Raw genomic sequence first — 17,573 nt, forward strand, 5'->3', positions numbered from 1 at the left:
CGAATTGAAAGAAGACAGAATGAATTGGGAAACTGTAATCGGTCTGGAAATCCACGTTCAGTTAAATACACAGTCAAAAATTTTTAGTGGCTCATCAACTGCATTTGGTGCCGCTCCTAATGCTCAGGCTAATGTGGTGGACTGTGCCTTACCCGGCGCCTTACCAGTAATGAATCGTGAAGTAGTTAACAAGGCCATCAAGCTTGGGCTGGCATTAGGTGCCACGATTAACCGAAAAAATGTTTTTGATCGTAAAAACTACTTTTATCCTGATTTGCCCAAGGGGTATCAAATCAGCCAGTTGGAGCTGCCTATCGTAGAACATGGCCAGCTGGAAATTGTAGTGGGTGATGAAGTAAAAACCATTAACGTAACCAGAGCACACATGGAAGAAGATGCTGGTAAATCTATCCATGATGAATTTGAACAGTATACAGGTATTGATCTGAATCGTGCCGGTACGCCTTTGCTCGAAGTGGTATCCGAACCGGAAATGCGTTCAGCAGCCGACGCTGTTGCATATGCCAGAGCAATGCACAGTCTGGTAACGTGGCTGGATATTTGTGACGGCAATATGGCAGAAGGTTCTTTCCGTATTGATGCCAATGTTTCAGTGCGTCCCAAAGGGCAGGTAGAATTCGGCACCCGCTGTGAAATCAAGAACCTGAATTCTTTCCGTTTTCTGGAACAGGCGATTAATTATGAAGTGGAGCGGCAAATTGAACTGATTGAAGATGGCGGCAAAGTTATCCAGCAAACACGTCTGTTTGATCCCAATAAAGGTGAAACCCGAGCCATGCGCAGCAAAGAAGATGCGCATGACTACCGCTATTTTCCCGACCCTGATTTATTACCAGTAATCATTACGGATGCCATGCTGGATGCTGCTAAAGCAGCCATGCCGGAGCTGCCAAAAGAAATGGCCACCCGATTTATCGAACAGTACGGTATTTCTGACTATGATGCACGGTTGCTAACCAGCAATCATATTCAGGCCAGCTGGTTTGAACAGGCAGCCAAATTAAGCGGTCACGGCAAGCTGGTCGCTAACTGGATGCTGGGCGAACTTGCTGCCGCACTGAATAAAGCCGGTATAGATATCTCCGCCAGTCCAATCAGTGCAGAACGTCTGGCGGGTTTGACAAGCCGGATTGCAGACAATACCTTAAGTAACAAACTGGCTAAACAGGTATTTGAAACCATGTGGGACAGTGATCTGACTGCTGATGCTATTATTGAACGTGATGGCCTGAAACAGATGACAGACACTGGCGCAATTGAGAAAATCATTGATGAAGTGCTCGCCAATAACCAGAAATCTGTAGAAGAATTCAAGTCTGGCAAAGAAAAAGCATTTAATGCTTTGGTGGGGCAGGTCATGAAAGCTTCACGTGGTAAAGCCAATCCACAACAGGTTCAGTCTTTACTGCGTAGCAAACTGGCCTAGGTATTATAAGGATTAAACATGAAAAACTGGCTGGTACTGGCTATCCTATTCGGATTAACTAGTTGTGGCTTTCATCTGAAAGGCACTTCCGCATTTGATGCACCAATGCCTTATCATAGCTGGAAAATTGATGGCGGTAGTATGCAACGAGCACTAGAGGTAGTATTGCGGCGACAGCCAGATGTTATTGTGAATACCGAAAAACCGGATGTGGTGGTTAAAGTCATTTCAGCTACTCAGGATTCGTCTACATCAGCAGTAGACTTGTCTGGCGGAGCCAGCGAATACTTGCTGACACTTAACGTTAGTGTACAAGCCTATCGCCATGATCAGCCGCTGGGAAACCCTATACAAGTAACTGTAAATCGCTATATGGATTACTCTGATCATGAAGTCTTGGCTAAAGAAGATGAACAACGCATGATCTGGCGTGATATGCGCATTGATGCAGCCGAACAGATTGTACGTCGTCTAGCTTTTCTGCCCGTAATTACTGACGAATGAGTGAGTTATCTACCCAGCCTCTAGCCGCAGCCTATCTGATTTATGGTGAAGAAGATTTGTTGCGGCTAGAGGCTATAGACAACGTTCGCACAGCTGCGCGCGAGCAGCAATATAACGAGCGTGAAGTTGTGGTTATTGAAACTGGTTTCGACTGGGCGTCGCTGTTGGCTTCGGTGCAGTCTGTTGGCTTGTTTGCTGATAAGAAATTACTGGAAATGCATATACCCTCTGGCAAACCCGGTAAAGAAGGTGCAGCAATGCTACAACAGTTGGCAGAACAATTGCCGGACAGTACCTGTATGCTTCTGATACTACCCAAACTGGAGCGCCAGCAAATGCAGAGCAAATGGTTTGCAAGCTGGGCTAAAGTTGCTCAGGTATATGATGCAAAAGCAATCAGCCAGGCTGTCTTACCGCAATGGATAAAAAAACGTCTGGCAGAACAAAAGCTGGCCATTGACAATGATGCACTGGCATTATTCGCAGACAAGGTTGAAGGCAACCTTTTAGCAGCGCGGCAAGAAATTGATAAGCTGGCGCTAATTCATCCTGCAGGCCATGTGGTTACCCTGGCTGAAGCACAGGCAGCAGTGGCCAATGTAGCACGTTTTGATGTATTTCAATTGTCTACCGCATGGATGAGCGGGAACTCAGAGCGTATGTTGCGTCTGCTTGATGGTTTAGCCGCAGAAGGCAATGAGCCGGTACTATTGTTATGGGTTATCAGCGAAGATATTCGTACCCTGTTGCGTTTGCTTGCAGTATTAAAACAAGGTAAATCCATCAGTGAATTACGCCAAAGCCTGCGTCTATGGGGTGACAAACAAACTCTGGCGCCACAGGCAGCCAAACGTATCGGAGTTAAACATTTACTCAGGGCCTTACAAACATGCGCGCATATCGACCGGCTAATTAAAGGTGTAGAAGACGGCGATGCATGGACAGAAATCAAGCATTTATTTCTGACTCTGGCAGCCTCAACAGCATGCAGATAACTTCATCATATGTGACAAAAAATGAAAACAGTTGAAAAAAGCGTTTTGGTGTTACACAGTGCCGAACACATATTCGATCTGGTCAACGCTGTAGAAGATTACCCAAAATTTTTACCCTGGTGCAATCGTACAGATATCTTAAAACGGGATGGACAATCGCTGGAAGCCGTTTTGCATATGGATTACATGAAAATACGCCAATCCTTTGCTACCAGAAACATCAATCAAAGACCAAATCAAATCCAGATGAGCTTACTCAATGGTCCCTTTCGCAAACTGGAAGGTATCTGGCAATTTACCCCTATCGATAATCTGGGCTGTAAAATTGATTTTCGTCTAGAGTATGAATTCTCAAATGCCGTGCTTTCAGCCCTGATTGGTCCGGTTTTCAACCACATTGCCACCACTCTGGTAGATGCCTTTATTCAGGAAGCTGACAGGCGTTATGATAACTGACATCATTATAGAAGCAGTTTATGCTACGACTGAACACCAGCATCTCTGGCAGGGGAAGGTTCCTGCTGGAACCTGTGCACGTCAGGCATTACTGCAATCAGACTTACCACAAACATTCCCGCAAATTGATTTTCATACAGCGCCTATTGGTATATTTGGTAAAAAAATTAAAGATGAGTATGTATTGTGCGACTGGGATCGCATCGAAGTTTATCGACCATTACTCATTGACCCCAAAGAAAACCGGCGGCGACGGGCACAGCAGAAAGACTAGTTTCTTTCTTTTAAATTCATTTATTCAGCTTGCTTACACACTGAGGAACATACATGTCTCATATCCGGCTCATAGTAGGTCTGGGCAATCCGGGCAAAGAATATGAACATACTCGACACAACATAGGTTTTGACTTTGTCGATGAACTGGCCTGCTTATGGAAAATTGGTTTAAAAGAAGAAAAAAAATTCTTTGGGCAGGTTGCGCGAGTTAACCTGGATGAAGGTGAAATCTGGCTACTTAAGCCATCTACATATATGAATAAATCAGGTACTGCGGTGCAGGCGCTGACTAAATTCTACAAAATAGCACCCGAAGAAATACTGATTATTCATGATGAACTGGATATTCCCTGTGGTCAGATTAGATTTAAAAAAGGCGGGAGTAATGGCGGCCATAATGGTTTAAAAGATATTCAGGCATGGTTGGGTACACCAGATTTTTACCGACTTCGGCTGGGAATCGGCCACCCGGGTGACCGTAATCTAGTTGTGCATTATGTATTAAACAAGCCGCAGGCACAGGAACATGCCTTAATAACTGAGGCGATACAAAAATCCCTGACTGCCATGCCTCACTTGTTAAAAGGTGAATACAGCAGCGTACAGCAGCAATTGCACAGCAAATAAATTTTGAAAGTTCATGTCATGAAATATCGTGATTTACGTGAATTCATTTCCGTTCTTGAACAGCAACAACTATTAAAGCGGATTCACACACCAGTATCTCCCCATCTGGATATCACAGAAATTGCTGATCGGGTATTGCACAAACAAGGGCCGGCTTTGCTGTTTGAACAACCTGTTAGTCAGGCTGGAAAACCATATCGTTTTCCGGTTTTGGCCAATCTGTTTGGCACACCTGAACGTGTAGCAATGGGTATGGGTGCAGACAGCACCAGCCAGTTACGGGAAATAGGCAAAACTCTGGCTTATCTGAAAGAACCAGAACCACCCAAAGGCATCAAAGATGCTTTTTCCAAATTGCCATTACTCAAAGATTTATGGAGCATGGCACCACATATCGTAAAAAAGGCTCCATGTCAGGAAATTGTCCTTGAAGGTGACGCAGTTGATTTAACACAGTTACCTATTCAGAAATGCTGGCCAGAAGATGCTGCTCCACTCATTACGTGGGGATTAACCGTTACACGCGGACCAGAAAAAAAACGCCAGAATCTGGGCATTTACCGGCAGCAATTACTAGGTAAAAATAAACTCATTATGCGTTGGCTGGCTCACCGTGGCGGCGCACTGGATTTTCAGGCATTTAAACAGAAACATCCCGATAAACCTTATCCAGTATCAGTAGTATTGGGTTGTGATCCGGCAACCATACTGGGGGCAGTTACTCCAGTACCAGACAATCTCAGCGAGTACCAGTTTGCCGGTTTATTACGCGGTTCACGTACCGAACTGGTAAAATGTATCGGCAATGATTTGCACGTCCCAGCCAGAGCAGAAATCGTACTGGAAGGGGTTATACAGCCAGAAGAAATGGCACTTGAAGGCCCGTATGGTGATCATACCGGTTACTATAATGAGCAGGATTATTTTCCGGTATTCACAGTGGAACGCATTACCATGCGGGAAAATGCCATCTATCACAGCACCTATACCGGTAAACCCCCAGACGAGCCAGCAGTACTGGGAGTCGCATTAAATGAAGTATTTATTCCCTTACTGCAGAAACAGTTTCCTGAAATTATAGATTTTTATCTGCCTCCAGAAGGATGCTCGTATCGCATGGCTATTGTCAGTATGAAAAAACAATATGCCGGGCACGCAAAAAGAATAATGATGGGCTGTTGGAGCTATCTGCGTCAATTCATGTATACCAAATATATTATTATTGTAGATGATGATATTAATATACGGGATTGGAAAGAAGTTGTCTGGGCTATTACCACGCGTATGGATCCAGTACGGGATACCACTTTAATCGATCATACCCCGATTGATTATCTGGATTTTGCCAGCCCCATTAGCGGACTTGGCGGCAAAATGGGACTGGATGCAACCAACAAATGGCCGGGAGAAACGAACCGGGAATGGGGTAAGGTGATACACAAAGATGCAGCAACCATAGCCAAAGTTGATGCCTTATGGCAAGATTTAGGTTTATAAATTTATTCAGGCAATATGCAGTTTTCAGTTTTCAGTTGGATAACCCACATACGGTACACACATGAACAGCAAATATATTAATCATGTCTGTACCTTATGTCTGAATCTTTGCATACTATGCATGCTAAATGCCTGCCAAAGTTTGCCTTCACTGCAAGGGCGCAGCGTCGAAACTCATATAGCAGCTGATATCCCTTCTTCTCTAGCTTACACCAACGCTTCTCTGATCACCCAGCACCCGGGATTATCCGGTCTCTATCCTTTGGACGATGGTCATGAGGCATTTGCAGCACGTATGGCTTTGATTCGTGCCGCAGAGCACAGTTTGGACGTACAGTATTACATCTGGCGTAATGACACATCCGGCCAGTTACTCTTTCATGAACTAGTATTGGCTGCTCAACGTGGTGTACAAGTTCGTTTACTGCTGGACGATAACAATACCGTTGGTCTGGATAAAGTATTAACTGCCCTTAATCAAGAACCCAATATCCAGATACGTTTATTCAATCCATTTATGCACCGGCACTGGCGAGCATTAAGTTATGTAACTGATTTTGCCCGTTTAAATCGGCGTATGCATAATAAATCAATCACAGCAGATAATCAGATAACTATTCTTGGCGGACGTAATATCGGCGATGAATACTTTGATATGGGTAAAGGTACACTATTTGTTGATCTGGACATTCTGGCCATAGGGCCGATCGTCAATCAGGTATCCAATAATTTCGATCGTTATTGGAATAGCGCTTCAGCATATGATTTCAGCAGCATCGTTCACCGCCGTAACAAACTACAGGCCAGCATGCCAGTATTCAAGCGCCGAAGTTTCAACTACTTGCGAGCTGATAGCTACGGTAATGCCTACAACCGCGACAACTTTATCAACCGATTACTGGACGGTTCTCTCAATTACCAGTGGGCACATCTGATTCTAGTAAGCGACAATCCAGACAAAGCTTTGCCCAAAGGCAAAAACAAATCAAATACCAGCCAGCCTACTGACAGTCTTTTAGTTGCACCAGATACAGCTCAATCACCTGTAATCAAATATGAAAAAGCCAGTTTGACCCTGAATGCACTTGCTGCATCTGTTGTAGAACCACAAAAAGATTTGCTGGTTATCACACCTTATTTTGTGCCGACACAAACAGGTTTGGAATATTTGTTCAAACTCAGGGAAGAGGGCGTAAGAGTACGCATCCTTACTAACTCATTGGCTGCAACTGATGTACCTGCCGTACATTCTGGTTATGTACATTACCGTACTCCCCTGTTAAAAGAGGGTGTTGAGATTTATGAACTTAAGAATCAAGGATTCTTAAAAGGCCCACGTGATCGGGTTTTTACAGGTAATTCTGAGTCAAGCCTGCATGCAAAAACCTTTACCATAGATGGGCAGCAGCTCTACATTGGCTCCCTCAATTTTGACCCACGTTCGGCTCGACTTAATACAGAAATGGGCGTAGTTATCCAGTCACCCGAGATGGCACAATTCATGAATCAGGCCATCAACGAAGCATTACCGGATGTCACCTATCAGGTAAAACTTTCAGCACAGGGCAAACTCGAATGGTTGAAAACCAACGACAAAAATCAAACTAGGGTTTATCATCATGAACCCGACACCAGTATTTGGCAGCGCATATGGGTCAAAATGCTCTCATGGCTACCTCTGGAAAGCTTACTCTGAAACTGCTACGATTCATATTACCCTTAAAAGGCATGGCTAATGTTGCTATTCATTGATAATTACGATAGTTTCACCTATAACATCGTGCAATACCTTGGCCAGCTAGGCGAAGAAATAATCGTTAAAAACAATGATGAAATCACTGTGGAAGATATAATTGCCCTGGCACCAGAAAAAATTGTCATCGGTCCTGGGCCTTGTACCCCAAAAGAAGCAGGTATCTCGGTAGCGACCATAAAACATTTTGGTGGCAAAATACCTATTCTGGGAATTTGTCTGGGGCATCAAAGTATTGGGTATGCTTTCGGAGGCAAGATAGTACGTGCCAAAAATGTTATGCATGGTAAAATTTCTCCTGTTTACCATCACAATAACTCTCTGTTTTCCAATTTGCCCAATCCCGTAAACTGTACCCGCTACCATAGTCTGGTTATCGAAAAAGAAACATTGCCTGAGTGTCTCGAAATTACCGCTTGGACAGATGATAATGAGATTATGGGCATCAGGCACAAAACTCACGCCATCGAAGGCGTTCAGTTTCATCCCGAAGGATTACTTACCGAAAGCGGCTATGAAATGTTGCATAATTTTCTGCAACAGCACCAAAAATAATAGAAGTAATAAAGCCGTTTAACATACTGGTTACTTTTAGAAAGAATTAATATGATCACGCCGCAACAGGCACTTAACCGTCTTCTGGACAATAACGAATTATTTTATGACGAAATGACCGATTTAATGCGCCAGATTATGAATGGAGAAGTAGCACCCGAAGTTATTGCTGCCATTCTTATCGGTTTACGTATCAAGGTAGAAAGCGTATCAGAAATTGCAGCTGCAGCTACAGTAATGCGCGAGTTTGCAACAAAAGTTCCGGTACAGCAGCGTGAACATCTGATTGATATCGTCGGTACTGGTGGTGACAATGCGCATACATTCAATATTTCCACAACCAGTATGTTTGTAGTGGCTGCTGCGGGTGCCAAAGTAGCAAAACATGGCGGACGTTCAGTATCTTCGTCCAGCGGTTCTGCCGACATTATTGAAGCCATGGGCGCAGCACTAGAATTAACACCCGAGCATGTAGGGGAGTGTATTGACCAGTTAGGTGTTGGATTTATGTATGCACCAAACCACCATAACAGCATGCGCTATGTAGCTCCTGTACGCCGGGCGCTGGGGGTCCGTACTATATTTAATATACTTGGGCCACTAACCAACCCAGCAGGAGCTTGCAATCAGGTATTAGGAGTATTTCATATCGATCTAGTTGGAATTCTATCGCGGGTATTAAAACAGCTTGGCAGCAAACATGTTTTAGTAGTTCATGGTAGTGATGGTCTGGATGAAATTACGCTCACAGGTACTACCCGCGTTGCCGAACTGAAAAATGGCACCATAATGGAATACGATATTCATCCAGCACAATTTGATATACCTATTATTGAAGATCTGAAACCCTTAAAAGTATCTAATAGCGAAGAGTCTCTGCATATTATGAATGCAGTATTAAACGGCGAAAAAGGTCCTTGTCGCGACATAGTCGTACTCAATGCTGCCGCAGCAATTTACGCTGCCGATATCACATCTTCATTAGAGGAGGGCGTAGATTTAGCCATTACCGCCATTGATTCAGGCAAGGCCAAAGCCAAACAAACTGAATTTATCCAGAAAACACAGCAGCTAGCTGCGCAACAAAATATTTAAAGCCAGTTAGCCACCCTGCATTACAACTACTAATCGTTTACAATAATAGCCATAACTCGTCACTAAACACATTATTATCATGCTAGACATTCAATTACTCCGTCAAGATATCAATAGTATTGCCCAAAGATTACAAACCCGTGGCTACAATCTGGATACCGCAGCTTTTTCCCATCTGGAACAGCAGCGCAAACAATTACAGATGCGTACAGAAGAATTACAGGCCAAACGCAATAACCTGTCCAAACAGATTGGCGCACTAAAAGGACAGGGCAAACACAATGAAGCCAGCGAAGTAATGGCTGAGGTTGCCCAGATTAAAACAGAGCTGGAACAAACCGACCAAAATTACCAGAGCATACAGAACCAGATTAACAACTTAATCCAGACTATCCCCAATCTGCCACATAACGATGTTCCTGTAGGTAAAGATGAAAACGACAACATTGAAATCCGTCGCATTGGCACACCACGGCATTTTGATTTTCAGGTTAAAGATCATGTCGATTTAGGCGAACCATTAGGATTGGACTTTAAAACCGCATCAGAACTGTCCGGAGCCCGATTTGCATTAATGCGCGGCCCGATAGCGCGATTGCACCGAGCATTAGCACAATTTATGCTTGATACCCATACACAGCAGCATGGCTATACAGAGCATTACACCCCCTACATTGTCAATCCAGAAATCCTGGTCGGTACAGGGCAGTTACCCAAATTTTCTGAAGACATGTATAAAGTTAGCAGCGGAGATAAAGAAAATACACAGGAACAATACCTGATATCAACCGCAGAGATCACTCTAACCAATACCGTGCGTGAGCGCATCTTAAGCAAAGATGAATTACCCAAAAAATTAACCGCACATTCACCTTGCTTCCGTTCTGAAGCCGGTTCATATGGTAAAGACACTCGGGGACTGATTCGACAGCACCAGTTTGATAAAGTAGAAATGGTGCAAATCCAGCACCCAGAAAACTCCTATGCAGCACTGGAAGAAATGGTTGGCCATGCTGAAAAAATTCTTCAGCTGCTGGAATTACCCTATCGGGTAATCGTATTATGCACAGGTGATATGGGATTCAGTGCGGCCAAAACCTATGATCTGGAAGTGTGGATACCAGCGCAAAATACCTATCGCGAAATTTCAAGCTGTTCAAACTGCGAAGATTTTCAGGCACGCCGCATGCAGGCACGCTTCAAAGACAGCGATGGCAAAAACCAGCTGGTACATACATTGAATGGCTCTGGTTTAGCTGTAGGCAGAGCATTGGTTGCAGTACTGGAAAACCATCAGAATGAAGATGGCAGCATCAACATTCCAGCAGCGTTACAGCCTTATCTGGGTGGTCAAAGCGTCTTGCAGCCATAAGTATCAAAAACCTACATAGGATATTGCCCTTCAATGTAAAGACGCGTATAATCTCCCGCTCAGATGGGTCGTTAGCTCAGTTGGTAGAGCAGTGGACTCTTAATCCATTTGTCCAGGGTTCGATCCCCTGACGACCCACCACTGATTATTGCATTATATTCAATACTTTATCTAGCACTTTTGATGTTAATGAATAGTCCACTGATTCGCCGGTTTTGACATTTTTTTGACATGTATATATCATGAGATCGTCAGAATCACAACCGGCAATAAAAAAGGTACCCAAGTGGCTATCAGTGCATTTTTTTCATACTTGCTTGCCCGCCTATCGCTTTAGCGGGCTTTGATCATGCAAGTAAGTCTAATTGGCATTCATGAATGTTCAATTTGGAAATAAATTGGCAAATGATACCCAACACATAGCCAGCTAACGAAGCAATCAGCAAATGAAAAAAGCCAAACCTGATATGGTTTGGCTTTTTAAAATTTTATCCAATAAATATCTAATAAAATATGGGCAAATAAAAAGCTATTGTTTACAATACGGCCACTTAAACTTAAATGCAGGACATTTAATCATGGCAGATTTTAATCAGATTCTCGATGCCGGTGATGTAGACGGTGGTATTATCAATGTAGTAGTAGAAATCCCGGCTGGTTCCAACCATAAAATAGAGTGGGATCGCAAGCTTGGCGCAATGAAACTGGATCGTGTTGAGCCGGTTATTTTCGCCAAGCCAACTAATTATGGCTTTATCCCGCAAACACTAGACGAGGATGGCGATGAACTGGATGCTTTAATCGTTACCGACCAGCCTCTGAGCACTGGTATCTACCTAGAAGCGCGGATTATTGGCGTAATGAAATTTGTTGATGACGGTGAAGTTGATGACAAAGTAGTTGTTGTACCAGCAGATGATCGCAACAATGGTAATGCTATTCAAACATTGGCGGATTTACCGCCACAATTGATTAAACAGATTGAATTTCACTTCAATCACTACAAAGATCTGAAAAAGGCTGGCACCACTCAAGTAACACACTGGGGCGATATCGAAGAAGCTAAAAAGGTTATTCGTGAATCTCAGCAGCGTTGGCAACAGCAGTAATCTAAAAAAAACAGTATTTAGGTAGCAATAACCTGTAAAGTGGTAATAAATAGGAAAATGCCCTAAATGAGCTGCGAAATTTTTATGTTTTTGATATTAAAATTTCGCAGCAAATATCTTAAATGCAAAATCTGAACATAACATATTTGATAAAGCATGGGCTGCTTCTGAGATAATTTACAATAAAGCTGATAATCTAGAAGAAAGACGGCAAAGAGTTGCTAAGATCATTGGTGGTCTTGTTGCATACAATATAAATCATCCAGACCAAAACTAAGGTGGAATAACACTTGTGCAGTTCGCATGAGTTATATTCTGAATCAGTCTGGATTCAGAATACCATTTATACCAAAGCAAACAGTATCTGGGGGAGATAAGAAATTCAAGTATTTCTATCGAGTTATAACCATCTAATCAATTTTTTATATGTGCAATGGGGCAAGCCAGAAATTGTATGTTATCCGCCTTCAGGAGGTGGAATCTTAATTGGAAAAAAAGGGATAATTTTATTTGAGGTTTCCGGCTGGTCCGATGCTGAGGGCCATGCTACTTTATTCAACGGCTATAAGTGTTATGACAGTTGCTATTTTAATGAACCAGAGTCAACATATACCACAGATCGGGCTAACTTTTGGAGTTTGCTATGAAAATTTTTAGAATGCAAATCATATGTGCTTGTTTACTGATTATATTATCATTTGGTTGTAATGCTTCAAACAATAATATCACATCACCAGAAGCACCTAAGAGAACAATTATTCAAAACTATAAGGACATGGTTTTGGCATTTTGCATAGCAGATGCCTATCATGATGATAAATTAGCTGCAATAGATGCAGGAAGCAGTGTTAGTGCATTAGAGGAATGGACTTACTACGATTTGGAAGAAAGTACGAAAGCGATACAAAATTTAGTAGATACATATCTGTCACGAAATTACTTTAATCCACTCGTTGAAGCAGAGATAAAAGGGGTGAAATTTGATTTCCTAAAATGCCTGGATCTTTATCATAGCAAAGATTTAAATAGGCTAGCTAAAAGAATGGTTGAATATCCACATGAGACTTACAAGAGTTCATTACATAACTATTATAGAGATTTAAATAGAAATAAATGAAAAATATTTCAAATCATCTTGTAATTCTGAAAATTAAAATTTAGAGTTTGCTATGAGAAACTTTAAACTCAAATTTCTATGTGGTTATTTCTCAGCGTTATTGCCATTTTTGTGTAATGCTGCTAGCGATAAAATTACTTCACCCGAAGCGCCTAGCAGAACATTTATTCAAAACTACAAGGATATGGTGTTAGCACATTGTATAGCTAATGCTTATCAAGAAAGTGAAATTGCCTCAATGGATGCAGGAAGTAGTGTAACTGCGTTACGCGAGTGGACTTATTATGATATGAATGAAAGCATAATAGCAGAAGTTCAAATGGTTGATTCATATTTATCACGCAACTATTTAAATCCATCAGCTGAGATAAAAATAAAGGATATCAAATTTGATTTTTTAAAATGTCTGGATCTTTATCATAGTAAAGAATTAGATACTTTAGGAAAAAGAGTAATTGAACATCCACAAGAAACATTTAGAAGTACAGTTCGTAATTATTATAGAGATTTAAATAGAAAAAAATAATTAGTGAAAATGAACAAGAAGCAAGACACATAACAACTCAAGCCAATTTCTGGGAACTAATCGGTTCAAGTTTAATATTACAAATTTAACATAATATTCATTATGCGAAATAAACAAACAATATAGCAGCTATAATGAATCAATTAGATTGGTGTCGGTGATTATCAATTTTTTCTGCGTTTTCCGTGTTTTTATATACTGACTTTACCAATAAAGCCATAGTTTAAAATTACTAACAATATTTTTTATCGTAAAATACAAATTAATTAAAGTCTTTTATATCTTTATCAGGCTAGCAACAACTAAGCAAAACGGGATTAAAAAATCTAGTACGAACAATTGAAACCAGCTGATTTAATTTCAGGTGGCTTATGAGCTAAAAATTGATATTTCTGGAATTACTATGAAAAAAACACTATTACTTGTTGACGGTTCATCTTATTTATATAGAGCATTTCACGCTCTGGCACCATTAACTAGTCCAACAGGCATGCCTACAGGTGCATTATACGGTGTACTAAATATGTTACGCCGCTTGCGGCTGGACACACCACACGATTATGCCTGTTGCGTATTTGATGCTAAAGGTGAAAATTTTCGCCATCAGCTTTATTCTGAATATAAAGCCAACCGTCCACCGATGCCAGAAGATTTGCGACCGCAGGCTGAAGCTTTACCGGAATTGGTAAAATTAATGGGTTGGCCTGTTTTATCTATAAATGGTGTAGAAGCTGATGATGTAATTGGCACATTAGCCTGTTCAGCACAACAAGCCGACTATCAGGTTATTATCTCAACTGGTGATAAAGACATGGCTCAGCTGGTTAATAATCAGGTCACCCTGGTAAATACCATGAGTAATGAAAAGCTTGATGCTAGCGGTGTATTAGATAAGTTTGGTGTCAAACCTGATCAGATAATTGATTACCTGAGTCTGATTGGTGACAAAGTTGATAATGTACCGGGCGTAGATAAATGCGGCCCCAAGACAGCAGTCAAATGGTTACAGGAATATGGAACACTACAAAATATCATTGAGCATGCTAATGATATTAAAGGAAAAGTTGGTGAAAACTTACGTATAGCTCTACCAAAATTACCTTTATCTTATCAATTAATTACCATTAAAACAGATATAAACTTGCAACAGGAATTGCCACATGGTCTTGAAGACCTAAAGCGCCAAACGCCGGCATGGGCAGAACTAATTCCCCATTTTCAGCAACTGGGATTTAAAAACTGGTTAAAAGAAGCGCAGACACATCATGAAGAGAACACAACTATTTTACAGCCTGTGAACGACCTGTTTACCGAGACGGAAATTAATGAAGATACCAATAAAAAAATTGTACAGAACAAATCAGATGCAGATGATTTAAAAAACATTCCTAAACAATATTCAGCTATTATCAAAGCCACACAACTGTCTGAATTACTGAAACAATTAGATACAATACACACTATTGCTTTGGATACAGAAACAGATAGCTTGGATGCAATGAATGCCAATTTGGTTGGTGTCAGTATTGCTTTAGAACCAGGAAAGGCATTCTATATCCCTGTTGGTCACAGCCCTACTGCAGTTAGTGAACAATTACCGCTTGAAACGGTTTTGAATGCCCTTAAACCTTATTTAGAAGCCGATAAGCTTGGCAAAATTGGCCAGAATATCAAATACGACCAGCATGTTCTGGCTAATTATAATATTAATTTAAAAGGTATTGTTGGTGACTCCATGCTGGCTTCTTATATTGTTGAAAGCCATTTGGGGCATGGTCTGGATGAGCTGGCACTGCGACATCTTGACTGGCAAACTATTCACTATGAAGATTTATGTGGTAAAGGAGCAAAACAAATAAGTTTTGCTGATGTAGCACTGGAAGATGCAGTTAACTACGCCGCAGAAGACGCGGATGTATCCTTACGTCTCGAAATTTTACTCAGACAACAAATGGATGCAGCCCAGCTCGAGCTGTACCGTAATCTGGAAATCCCTGTTGAAAACATATTATGTATTATGGAGCGTACAGGGGTATTAATTGATCGTCACGAACTGGCCCAGCAAAGCCATGAGCTTGGTACGCAGCTGGTTAAACTAGAGGAACAGGCTTATCAGCTGGCCGGCCAACCTTTTAATCTAAACTCTCCAAAACAGCTGCAATCCATACTGTTTGAAAAAATGGGTATCCCTACTTCTGGGCTGAAAAAAACCTCGTCTGGCGGTATTTCAACCAATGAGGCAGTATTGGAAAAACTGGCTGCTGACTATCCCCTGCCCAAACTTATTTTACAGACGCGTAGCCTGGCCAAACTTAAGTCTACTTATACGGATAAATTGCCTCAGCTGATAAATCCACACACAGGGCGTGTACATACTACTTATGCCCAGGCTGTTGCCATTACAGGCCGACTAGCCAGTAACAATCCTAATTTGCAAAATATTCCTGTACGCACCGAAGAAGGACGGCGTATACGAAGAAGCTTTATCGCCCCACCCGGCCAACTCATAGTTTCAGCGGATTATTCTCAAATTGAGTTACGCATTATGGCTCATCTTGCCAATGATACTACTCTGATTGATGCCTTCCGCAATAATGAAGACATTCATAAGCGTACAGCTGCAGAAATCTTTGCAATCAGTCAGGATCAGATAACTGCAGAACAGCGACGCTACGCTAAAACGATTAATTTTGGTTTAATTTATGGCATGAGTGAATATGGATTGGCCAAATCACTCGGAATTGAACTTCAGGCAGCACAACATTTCATTTCCCGCTATTTTAGCCGATATCCGGGTGTGCATGAATATATGGAAAAAACTAAAGAACAGGCATTGCAGCATGGGTTTGTAGAAACACTTTTTGGACGACGTCTTTATCTGCCAGGCATAAAAAGTAGCAATGGTACGGAGCGCGCTGGAGCATTTAGAGCTGCAATCAATGCACCAATGCAAGGTACAGCATCAGATTTAATAAAACGTGCCATGATTGCTGTACAAGGTTGGCTGGAGCAGGAAAAAATGCATACAAAACTAATTATGCAAGTACACGACGAACTCGTATTACAAGTACCTGAATCTGAATTATCAACCTTGCAGCATCATTTACCACAATTGATGTCTGGTGTAGCCCAGTTAAAGGTACCATTAATTGCCGACGTTGGAAATGGCCATAACTGGGATGAGGCTCATTAAAATTTAATTGTATTATTCTGATATTGCTCTTATTTGTAAAAATAAAAAAAAGCAGTCTGCTATAAATCGACTGCTTTTTTATAAAACTATTTAAATCTTAAAGAAACATAAATAGTATGTCATTATAAGAATCAATAAATTACAGTAATCAATATATCAACTCAATATTGTCGTTTATATCCGAACAAAATACCAATTGACTAATTGCTAACTTATATCAGCCAGTTGCGTTCGCATTTCTATTATTTGTTTAGCATAGTTATCATGTCCAAAAATTGCAGAGCCTGCAACAAATGTATCAGCACCTGCCGCGGCTACCTGAGCTATATTATCAATCTTGATACCCCCGTCTACTTCCAGACGAATGTATCTTCCATTTTCTTTTGCATATTCATTGATTAGCGCTCGAACCTGACTTATTTTTTTCAACGTTGATGGAATAAAACTCTGTCCACCAAAACCTGGATTAACAGACATCAATAATATGACATCAAGTTTATCTATTACCTCTGCCAATACATGGATTGGCGTAGCTGGGTTTAATACCAGCCCTGCCTCACATCCTGCTGCTTTTATCAGACTTAAGCTTCTGTCAATATGCCGACTTGCTTCAGGATGAAAAGTAATAATATTGGCACCTGCAGCAGCAAAAGCATTTATCATTTCGTCTACTGGCTCAACCATCAAATGCACATCAATCGGTACAGAGGCATAAGGCTTTACAGCCTGACAAACCATAGGACCAAAAGTAAGATTTGGCACATAATGGTTATCCATTACATCAAAATGTATCCAGTCAGCACCACCATCAATTACTGAAGCAATCTCGTTGCCCAAACAGGCAAAATTAGCAGATAGAATACTGGGTGCTATAAAAAAATCTGGCTTTATTAACTTATTCATATAAAAGGCCTATGGTAAATTGTATTATTTACGCAAGTTTACTACCATTATAGGTGCTTGACTGCTATTTAAGTATACTCTTAACGTTCAAGAGAACTGAAAGGGAGAACAGAATGGTAGCCCCATGCTGGCAAAAAATAGTACGCTA

General features: G+C 41.4%; 18 protein-coding genes and 1 tRNA gene. 18 read left to right on the forward strand and 1 reads right to left on the reverse strand.

Annotated features, from left to right (window positions below; genetic code table 11):
• Window positions 1–4 precede the first annotated feature (4 nt).
• The 18 genes from gatB (at window position 5) to polA (ending at window position 16,522) form a co-directional block, all read left to right on the forward strand.
• Window positions 5–1,447, forward strand: a complete 1,443-nt coding sequence (gatB, locus tag GYX26_RS06395) for an Asp-tRNA(Asn)/Glu-tRNA(Gln) amidotransferase subunit GatB (RefSeq protein WP_255453848.1) — start codon at window positions 5–7, stop codon at window positions 1,445–1,447.
• Between the two features lie 18 nt (window positions 1,448–1,465).
• Window positions 1,466–1,951 carry an LPS assembly lipoprotein LptE gene (gene lptE / locus GYX26_RS06400; RefSeq protein ID WP_174828577.1) on the forward strand — a complete coding sequence of 162 codons (486 nt, stop codon included), beginning with the start codon at window positions 1,466–1,468 and terminating at the stop codon, window positions 1,949–1,951.
• Window positions 1,948–2,946 carry a DNA polymerase III subunit delta gene (gene holA / locus GYX26_RS06405; protein WP_174828578.1) on the forward strand — a complete coding sequence of 333 codons (999 nt, stop codon included), beginning with the start codon at window positions 1,948–1,950 and terminating at the stop codon, window positions 2,944–2,946. The genes lptE and holA overlap by 4 nt, the downstream gene beginning before the upstream one ends.
• 21 nt (window positions 2,947–2,967) lie before the next feature.
• Complete coding sequence (locus GYX26_RS06410; RefSeq protein ID WP_100089539.1) at window positions 2,968–3,402, forward strand: type II toxin-antitoxin system RatA family toxin; 435 nt, start codon at window positions 2,968–2,970, stop codon at window positions 3,400–3,402.
• Window positions 3,392–3,676 (forward strand): RnfH family protein, encoded by a 285-nt coding sequence (locus tag GYX26_RS06415; RefSeq protein WP_100089540.1) that lies wholly within the window; start codon window positions 3,392–3,394, stop codon window positions 3,674–3,676. Before GYX26_RS06410 ends, GYX26_RS06415 begins: the two co-directional genes overlap by 11 nt.
• Window positions 3,677–3,729: 53 nt before the next feature.
• Window positions 3,730–4,305: an aminoacyl-tRNA hydrolase gene (gene pth, locus GYX26_RS06420; protein WP_174828579.1), complete on the forward strand. Its 576-nt coding sequence runs from the start codon at window positions 3,730–3,732 to the stop codon at window positions 4,303–4,305.
• 18 nt (window positions 4,306–4,323) lie between these two features.
• On the forward strand, window positions 4,324–5,802 hold the full coding sequence (gene ubiD, locus GYX26_RS06425; RefSeq protein ID WP_174828580.1) for a 4-hydroxy-3-polyprenylbenzoate decarboxylase: 1,479 nt from the start codon (window positions 4,324–4,326) through the stop codon (window positions 5,800–5,802).
• Window positions 5,803–5,863: 61 nt separating this feature from the next.
• A complete protein-coding gene (locus tag GYX26_RS06430) occupies window positions 5,864–7,498 on the forward strand; it encodes a phospholipase D family protein (protein ID WP_202984289.1) in 1,635 nt (544 codons plus the stop codon).
• 39 nt (window positions 7,499–7,537) lie between these two features.
• Window positions 7,538–8,110 (forward strand): aminodeoxychorismate/anthranilate synthase component II, encoded by a 573-nt coding sequence (locus GYX26_RS06435; protein ID WP_100113314.1) that lies wholly within the window; start codon window positions 7,538–7,540, stop codon window positions 8,108–8,110.
• Between the two features lie 51 nt (window positions 8,111–8,161).
• Complete coding sequence (gene trpD, locus GYX26_RS06440) at window positions 8,162–9,205, forward strand: anthranilate phosphoribosyltransferase (RefSeq protein WP_174828581.1); 1,044 nt, start codon at window positions 8,162–8,164, stop codon at window positions 9,203–9,205.
• A 79-nt stretch (window positions 9,206–9,284) separates the two neighbouring features.
• Window positions 9,285–10,577, forward strand: coding sequence for a serine--tRNA ligase (serS, locus tag GYX26_RS06445; RefSeq protein ID WP_174828582.1), 1,293 nt, complete (start codon window positions 9,285–9,287; stop codon window positions 10,575–10,577).
• Between the two features lie 65 nt (window positions 10,578–10,642).
• Window positions 10,643–10,718, forward strand: a tRNA-Lys gene (locus GYX26_RS06450).
• Window positions 10,719–11,155: 437 nt separating this feature from the next.
• Window positions 11,156–11,686, forward strand: coding sequence for an inorganic diphosphatase (locus GYX26_RS06455; protein WP_174828583.1), 531 nt, complete (start codon window positions 11,156–11,158; stop codon window positions 11,684–11,686).
• A 246-nt stretch (window positions 11,687–11,932) separates the two neighbouring features.
• Entirely contained in the window at window positions 11,933–12,100 is a 168-nt protein-coding gene (locus tag GYX26_RS11680) for a T6SS effector amidase Tae4 family protein (protein WP_370520861.1), read from the forward strand.
• Window positions 12,100–12,333, forward strand: a complete 234-nt coding sequence (locus tag GYX26_RS11685) for a T6SS effector amidase Tae4 family protein (protein WP_370520862.1) — start codon at window positions 12,100–12,102, stop codon at window positions 12,331–12,333. Before GYX26_RS11680 ends, GYX26_RS11685 begins: the two co-directional genes overlap by 1 nt.
• On the forward strand, window positions 12,330–12,803 hold the full coding sequence (locus tag GYX26_RS06465) for a type VI secretion system amidase immunity protein Tai4 (RefSeq protein ID WP_100113460.1): 474 nt from the start codon (window positions 12,330–12,332) through the stop codon (window positions 12,801–12,803). The genes GYX26_RS11685 and GYX26_RS06465 overlap by 4 nt, the downstream gene beginning before the upstream one ends.
• 52 nt (window positions 12,804–12,855) lie before the next feature.
• A complete protein-coding gene (locus GYX26_RS06470) occupies window positions 12,856–13,329 on the forward strand; it encodes a type VI secretion system amidase immunity protein Tai4 (RefSeq protein ID WP_174828584.1) in 474 nt (157 codons plus the stop codon).
• Window positions 13,330–13,732: 403 nt separating this feature from the next.
• Window positions 13,733–16,522, forward strand: a complete 2,790-nt coding sequence (polA, locus tag GYX26_RS06475) for a DNA polymerase I (protein WP_174828585.1) — start codon at window positions 13,733–13,735, stop codon at window positions 16,520–16,522.
• A 207-nt stretch (window positions 16,523–16,729) separates the two neighbouring features.
• Here the strand turns inward: polA and rpe are convergent, their stop codons facing one another.
• Window positions 16,730–17,425, reverse strand: coding sequence for a ribulose-phosphate 3-epimerase (gene rpe, locus GYX26_RS06480; RefSeq protein WP_174828586.1), 696 nt, complete (start codon window positions 17,423–17,425; stop codon window positions 16,730–16,732).
• Window positions 17,426–17,573 lie beyond the last annotated feature (148 nt).

The sequence above is a fragment of the Snodgrassella sp. ESL0253 genome (assembly GCF_013344965.1).
Taxonomy (GTDB): Bacteria; Pseudomonadota; Gammaproteobacteria; order Burkholderiales; family Neisseriaceae; genus Snodgrassella; species Snodgrassella alvi_B.